This is a genomic window from Vibrio agarilyticus (assembly GCF_012641465.1).
GTDB classification, from domain to species: domain Bacteria; phylum Pseudomonadota; class Gammaproteobacteria; order Enterobacterales; family Vibrionaceae; genus Vibrio; species Vibrio agarilyticus.
Map to the genome: position 1 here is coordinate 25,599 of NZ_JABAIK010000030.1, position 6,529 is coordinate 32,127.

The 6,529-nt window shown below is 40.9% G+C and carries 9 protein-coding genes; 4 read left to right on the forward strand and 5 right to left on the reverse strand.

The window, feature by feature from the left end; genetic code table 11:
- Window positions 1-619 precede the first annotated feature (619 nt).
- From HGP28_RS18350 to HGP28_RS18360, 3 genes are all read left to right on the forward strand, one after another.
- The gene (locus HGP28_RS18350; protein WP_168837896.1) at window positions 620-1,378 is read left to right on the forward strand and encodes a hypothetical protein; all 759 of its coding nucleotides are present in this window, start codon (window positions 620-622) and stop codon (window positions 1,376-1,378) included.
- 145 nt (window positions 1,379-1,523) lie between these two features.
- Window positions 1,524-1,952, forward strand: a complete 429-nt coding sequence (locus tag HGP28_RS18355) for a hypothetical protein (protein ID WP_168837897.1) — start codon at window positions 1,524-1,526, stop codon at window positions 1,950-1,952.
- Between the two features lie 9 nt (window positions 1,953-1,961).
- On the forward strand, window positions 1,962-2,129 hold the full coding sequence (locus HGP28_RS18360) for a hypothetical protein (protein ID WP_168837898.1): 168 nt from the start codon (window positions 1,962-1,964) through the stop codon (window positions 2,127-2,129).
- Window positions 2,130-2,376: 247 nt separating this feature from the next.
- Here HGP28_RS18360 and HGP28_RS18365 read toward each other — a convergent pair whose 3' ends face one another.
- The 3 genes from HGP28_RS18365 to HGP28_RS18375 form a co-directional block, all read right to left on the reverse strand.
- Entirely contained in the window at window positions 2,377-2,634 is a 258-nt protein-coding gene (locus HGP28_RS18365; RefSeq protein WP_168837899.1) for a YjhX family toxin, read from the reverse strand.
- Window positions 2,635-2,841: 207 nt separating this feature from the next.
- Entirely contained in the window at window positions 2,842-3,345 is a 504-nt protein-coding gene (locus tag HGP28_RS18370; RefSeq protein ID WP_168837908.1) for a GNAT family N-acetyltransferase, read from the reverse strand.
- Between the two features lie 85 nt (window positions 3,346-3,430).
- Window positions 3,431-3,970 (reverse strand): TetR/AcrR family transcriptional regulator, encoded by a 540-nt coding sequence (locus tag HGP28_RS18375; protein WP_168837900.1) that lies wholly within the window; start codon window positions 3,968-3,970, stop codon window positions 3,431-3,433.
- A gap of 345 nt (window positions 3,971-4,315) precedes the next feature.
- Between HGP28_RS18375 and HGP28_RS18380 the strand changes: the two genes are divergently transcribed.
- Window positions 4,316-5,254, forward strand: coding sequence for a 5'-nucleotidase (locus HGP28_RS18380; RefSeq protein ID WP_168837901.1), 939 nt, complete (start codon window positions 4,316-4,318; stop codon window positions 5,252-5,254).
- Window positions 5,255-5,441: 187 nt separating this feature from the next.
- On the opposite strand, the gene HGP28_RS18385 is transcribed toward HGP28_RS18380, so the two are convergent.
- Entirely contained in the window at window positions 5,442-5,939 is a 498-nt protein-coding gene (locus HGP28_RS18385; protein WP_168837902.1) for a GNAT family N-acetyltransferase, read from the reverse strand.
- Complete coding sequence (locus HGP28_RS18390) at window positions 5,936-6,208, reverse strand: type II toxin-antitoxin system TacA family antitoxin (RefSeq protein ID WP_168837903.1); 273 nt, start codon at window positions 6,206-6,208, stop codon at window positions 5,936-5,938. Before HGP28_RS18390 ends, HGP28_RS18385 begins: the two co-directional genes overlap by 4 nt.
- Window positions 6,209-6,529: the final 321 nt, after the last annotated feature.

Below are 6,529 nucleotides of genomic sequence, written 5' to 3' on the forward strand. Positions count from 1 at the left end.
TCTTAAAGTATCCCGAAGTCTCTATCAAGAGGCTTTTTTCTTGCCTCAAATTCCCAGTCTTAATATTCATACCGACGCGCTAAAATTTCTGCTCTGGAAAGAAATCGATTACATAATACGTCCTAGGATTTTTTTTGTGTGTAATGGTTTTGTTAAGTCCTGTTTTTAGGGGAAAATTAAAGAAAAATGTCATTGAGATACGAGTACGTATAGCTATAATGCGTTCTCGTACTTAATGAGGGTTTTTGGTCATTGTTGCTTCCGCACATGGTATTGCCGAGCAGAAAAATGCCAATTACCAACTGTTTGGTCAATTTGTCAATAAATCCACACATAAGAGAGGCAGTATTATGTTGGACAGAATACATCGAACTTGGATTGAAAGGTTATACCTAAAGGCGAAGTACAAACGGCAGGATGATTCAATTTTCAAAATCTATAAGTGGCAACGTAATGTTGGCAAATAAACGTACTGAAACCCATTCTTTGGGTTTTCTTTTCGGCTAAGGGACTCGCTCTCTTATAACCTCGTCATAAATTCGCGCAATATATTCTCGCTGAACCGCGTATTTTGAGGTTACTTGGGTATAAATAAACCGTAATTAATAAGGTAGTAGCAGTGAAAAAGTTATTAGTAGCAGTAGCAGTATCTTCAAGTCTTCTTATGGGAGGTTGCGCAACCACTGCTGAATCTTTAGACCCTAGCGTTGTGACCATGAACAAGAAGATGATCTCAATGGAACGAGGCGTGGTTCTAATGGCTGATAATGTTCAGGCAAAACCGTCAGAAATGAATAAGTCAACTCAAACCATGGGCGCGGCTCTTATTGGCGCTGGTGCTGCTACTGCGATTACTGGCAGTCACTACGATTCCGGTAGTGCTGCTGGTGCAGGTGCCGCGATCGCGCTTGTTGGTTTAGCGACGATCATCGCAGGTGAAGTTTCCGACCAACCTGTTCCAGCAATGCGATACACCATTCAACTGATGGATGACAAACGCACAATGACAGAAGTGATACAGGTTGTACCACAAGGTGAAGGAGCGCTGATCCAGAATCAGCCGATTTTTCTGAAGAGCTATTCAGATGGTTCGTCCTATATTTTTGCTGACAAAACTCAAGGCGTGATGTTTACCAAAGCTGAGGAAACGAACTTTTCAGGTGACGCTGAAGCACAAGCCAAAGAAGATCGCATTGCTGCAGAACAGGCGAAACAAGACGCCGAGGACAAGGCATGGGCGAAAGAGCAAATGCGTCGTCGGATCGAGGCTGAGACCAAAAAGCAAGAAACCATCTCAGATAAAACAGCAGATATCATCGATGCAAACAATGCGGCACTAAGCAAAGATCCAACACTGACTATCAACGTTAACAAATAACTAAATTGGCGATTCAGTAGCTCTAGCAATGGAGCTACTCGATAAATAAAGCAAGGCGATACTGCGAACTATCCTCCATAAGCAATTGGTAAAAGAATTTCAATATCATCGTGTGGAATTGACAAATAAAGATAAGAGGCGAATTGTGAAAGAAAAATTATTGAAAGCCCAACAAGAGCAAGACACCAAAATTCTCAAAAAACGGCAGTCAAAAATTGATTCGGCCACAAAAAAGACATACCAAAAGAAAATGGTTAAACATATTTCTGCATTTTTCGTCATGACAATTTCAGTCAATGTAAACCTAAATGCTTTTTTGATTTGTTTGGTTATCTATTTCATCACTCTATTTATTCCACTGATGCTTATCAATGTAAGAAGATCAAGAAACATAAATGGCGCTCACGTTAAGGAAGGGGCATTTGTTCTGAGCGACAATTGGAGCGCACCTGTCGTATTACCAACATTAATCACAGCTTGTTTATTCGTCGCCGATGCTGCTTTGGTCAAAGTTGGCGCACCTTTCTTTGGCTTATTATCCGCAATGTATATTTTTAGATTAGCTAAGAAATAAGGAAAGAATATGAATGAAGTTTTAATACATTACGCTATTATCTGGGCAGGGGTTAGCTTAGTTGGCGGTATCGTTGGTCGTCTATTTGGATGCAGCTTTTTTAAGAGCGCATTCACCATAGGTGGTCTATATTTGTTATGGGTTATTGTAAAGGCTGCAACTCGTAAGAGCTATTAAATGCAAATGATTTAGTGCTTTTTTCTCGGCACTTTTTATTGAATGAGTAGTCTAGAAAAGCAACAACTTCTCGTTACTATAGCGAACCAAATTACCCATATTTGACAAAAAGCGAACCTGTTTGGGATCGCTTTTTTGATATTAAAATAAATTTCTGGCTGTGACGCTTTATTGTATCAGTAACTAATTATCTCATTGGAATTGCGCGATTCATACGACAGTCCTTGAAATTTTTACCTATAGACAATTAACGCTGATTCATCTGCGCTTGAACAGATGTCGCGCCAAGTTGCGTGATACGGTAAGGTTTTCCGCCCTTAGAGCTGATTAGCTTTTTACTTTTCAGCTTTTTAAAGGTTTCCATCGTGCAGTTAGATAAGCCATAGCCTTCTCTTGTAAAGCAGATTATTTCGGTTAACTTTCCATCTTCATTTAAATAACGACGGATTTCACCGCCCATTGCGAGTGTATGAAGTACGCGTTGTTCTTGTTTTGAGATATTCAAAGGATCGCTCCGTTTATAGATTAAATTATTCCTCTTGGTGGTTTATACCCGTCCCACTTGAAGTTGCAGCACCTTTGCTCGTTTGTCGCCTACCTGTATCTTCAAGTAGTTTTGGGCATATTAATACTATGTTTGTTGCTTACAGCATCAAACACGCGCTGATACAATACTAATGAGTGGTTTAATCAAAAAATTACCTTAATGTTTCTAAATTTGGTCGTCCGGGTTGCTCCACATAATCGGGTTGGCAAATACGCCTTTAATACTGGATGACGACTTACCAGCAGCCGCAAGCACGCCTGGTGTTAACTCGCGCGCAAACCAAAAATCTGGCGACTCACCTGTGCCGATAGGCAACGCGACATTATGTTTCGCGTTGAAGCGCCGAGCGTAATGTTTTGGATCGCCCAACACAAAAATGACATCAGCGTCTAATTCGCTTTCCGCTTGCGCCATTAATTTGGTGGCATAACCTTTACCTTGATATTCCGGTAATACCGCCAAAGGCGCTAATACAAAACACTTTAGGTTAGGCGCATTATCAATGGTGATGGGGGTGTAACATGCGTGTGCGACACCTTGGTACACAATGGAATAATTACCTTCAGCGATTAAATCTTCGGCAAACTGTGCGTACAATTTTGCGTGTGCTTCTGTATAAAAATCGTCTGCATTAAATGCTTCAAACTGGATTTGATAGGGTGTTTTCATCATATGTTCCAATTTCAACCGAATGGTCGGTCAGTTGTTTGTTCAAAAAAATCACGCAGTTTGAAGTGCGTGATCATCAGCGACGTTAGCAGTACTTTTTCGCAAATTCTTGCTTGATTTCGTTGATTGGAAAATCGTCATTGAGCAGATAATTCATTGCTATGCCATCAATCTCGGCAATAAACATTTTGGTGATGAGCGCTGGGTTTTCATACCCAAGCGCACGAAATACGGCTTCTGTTGACATCTGTAGTCCGTGGTATCTTTCTTCAATCAAATCAACCACAATCGCTCTTGTGGTAGGGTGAACCATCACACTAAAGTTAAATTGATACATCTTGCGATGTTGCGGCTTCATCATGCCGTCAAAAATAGAGTCGATTAATGACGCCATTCGAATGTCATTAACAGCAACATTTGCATCTTGATGATCGGCCTCTTCGATGATCGATGTGATGTGTACAAACACTTCTCTGAGCAGATCATCTTTGTTCTTGAAATGGTGAAAGATAAGCCCTTTGGAAACCTCGGCTTCTTCGCAGATCAATGAAATAGGTGTTTTTTCAAACCCATGTGTCGCGAATAAACGCGTCGCAACGTCAATAATCTTCTGTCTTTTGTCCATACTGTTCACTTGTCACACACCTACCGACTGTTTGGTCGGTTTTTAATTTAGAGCTACTAAGTGATCTTGTCAAGCTATTTACGGATACTCGAACGACTTCAAGTCAAATGGGTATAAATGATATAGATACAATTGTTGGCTTGCGTGAATGCATAAACGCTCTGTTTAACCCGTAATGCTCGCTTTCCCCGGCGCAACTCAGAGTGATTCTTACCGGATGTGTGATATAACCCAATGATTAGTAAAGGGATCACTGCGTATAATGTGTTCAATAAGCGAAAAGGATGGCTGTGTGTTAAATAGATGTCTGTTTAATACGCTGTTTACTGGCAGGAGGAATTTTAAGTGCCATATGATTTAACAAAAAGACTTGTTGTTGGATTATCTTCCAGCGCACTCTTTGATCTACAAGATTCTGATGAGATTTTTAGGTCTAAAGGTGAAGATATTTATAGATATTACCAAAGAGAAAAGCAGGATGAGCCTCTCGCAAAAGGAGTAGCTTTTCCGTTTGTTCGTCGTCTATTGAAGTTAAACGAGTTACGCCCTGAAGATCCTCCGGTCGAAGTTATTCTACTCTCGCGGAATGACCCTGATACAGGGTTACGGGTAATGAATTCAATAGAACATTATGGGTTGGGGATGACCAGAGCAGTTTTTCTTCAAGGAAAGTCGCCCTACATTTATATTCCTGCATTCGATATTGAGTTGTTTTTATCCGCAAACTATCAAGATGTTCGCCAAGCAGTGCTGGCAGGTTACCCTGCAGGACAAATACTCAAAGGGGATATTACGGATGACACTGATGATCTGGAGTTAAGGATTGCTTTTGACTTTGATGGGGTGATTGCGGACGATGAAGCAGAAGGGATTTATCAGAACTCAGGTCAATTAGCAGATTTTCATACACATGAATCAGAGTTAGTAAATGTGCCGCACAACCCTGGACCACTCAAAAAATTTTTGCAACGGATCTCCGATATTCAAAAACTTGAATCTAAAAAAGAGAACGAAGATCCAACGTATTCACCCATGCTAAAGGTCTCTATCGTAACAGCACGAAATGCTCCTTCACATAAACGAGTAATTAATACAATGCGTGTATGGGATATTTCTGTGAACGAAGCATTTTTTATGGGTGGGGTAGAAAAGTCGAAAGTACTAAATATACTCAAACCCCATATGTTCTTTGACGACCAAAAACTACACCTGAAACCATCTTCATCTATATTGCCTTCTGTCCATATACCATTTGGGGTGGCAAACGAAGACAAAGCCAGTTAGCAAACGACTATGGCGTCAATGACTAATTTTTAGCTGTATTTTCATCCCACATGACGCCACCTTCATCTTTAGCATTGAATTTAATACCACGACCATATTGCAAACACAGTCAATGCTGGCGACTTTCTCGGGCTTTTCTGCTTCAACAAGCCGCTTACATGTCGCTTTTAAAATCGGCTAGTGTTAATTAGCCTAAGCTTGCTCTCACATCAGCAATAGTGATGAAGAGTTTATTTTCAGCGTCTTCAAATGATTGAAAACCATAGTGTTCATAGAAGTGTTTCGCACCGCCCTTGGCGTCAACGATAACAACCGGAAATGCAACGCTATCACTAGCAGCTAATAGCTTTCTCAGTGCGTCGATAAGCAGCCACTCACCAAAGCCTTTCCCTTTGTATCGGTTATCGACAGCAAGGCGGGCAATCAGACCTCCTGAGGTGGATGATTGGTGCTTTTTTTGTAATTTATCGGGCAATGCTTTTAAGTCAATTGGTGTCATTGTTAGCGTATAAAAGCCGATGACATGTGAGTTGTCGCTGTCATCTTCTAAAACAAACGTTCTGGTGTTGTCTTTTTTGGCTTGCTGACTCGCCATTACTTTTAAGTAATTATTGAGAGCTTCGATGCCACAGTTGAATCGGTTTCTATCGTGTTTAGCTTTATCTAGAAGTACCGTATTCATCATTGCGTTTTGCTCTCGTATCGATCAGCAGCAGCTTTGAGTTTTGAGTTTTGTGTAGCAGGGCGGTCTAAAGCTTCCATGAGTAACATCGCATCAGCTTGGTTCAGTTTTAAAGCCTCTTCACGTTCAATGACTTGTTTCGCTTTTTCGATTGCAGCGCTTAGAACAAATGAGTTGATGCTAGACATACCGGAGATCGCGGCAGCCTTAGTCAGTAAGTCTTGTGTATCGACATCAACTCTAGCAGTGATGCGAGGCAAAGTAGCAGCCATAATGTTATATCCTGTTGTGTCAAAGTGTCACATGGATATTATGGCACTTAGAGTGCGCAATAAGCAATTATTGTGTCACTTTGGCACGCAGACTAACAAAATGAGAACCTCGAGCATTGGTGTTGACCTAGTCACTACTAGATCTGGCTCCGTTAAGTGTTCGCTAGCAATAAAAAATCAGACAAGCCGAAGTTTGTCTGATTTTTTAATACACCAAGCTTAGGTTTCGCCCAAACTAGGTGTAACCCTCCCCGAAAAGCTGGTCGTTAGCAATTAGAGTTTTTCCGTTTACACTGAAACAAACGGAGAACGTCTGATGAA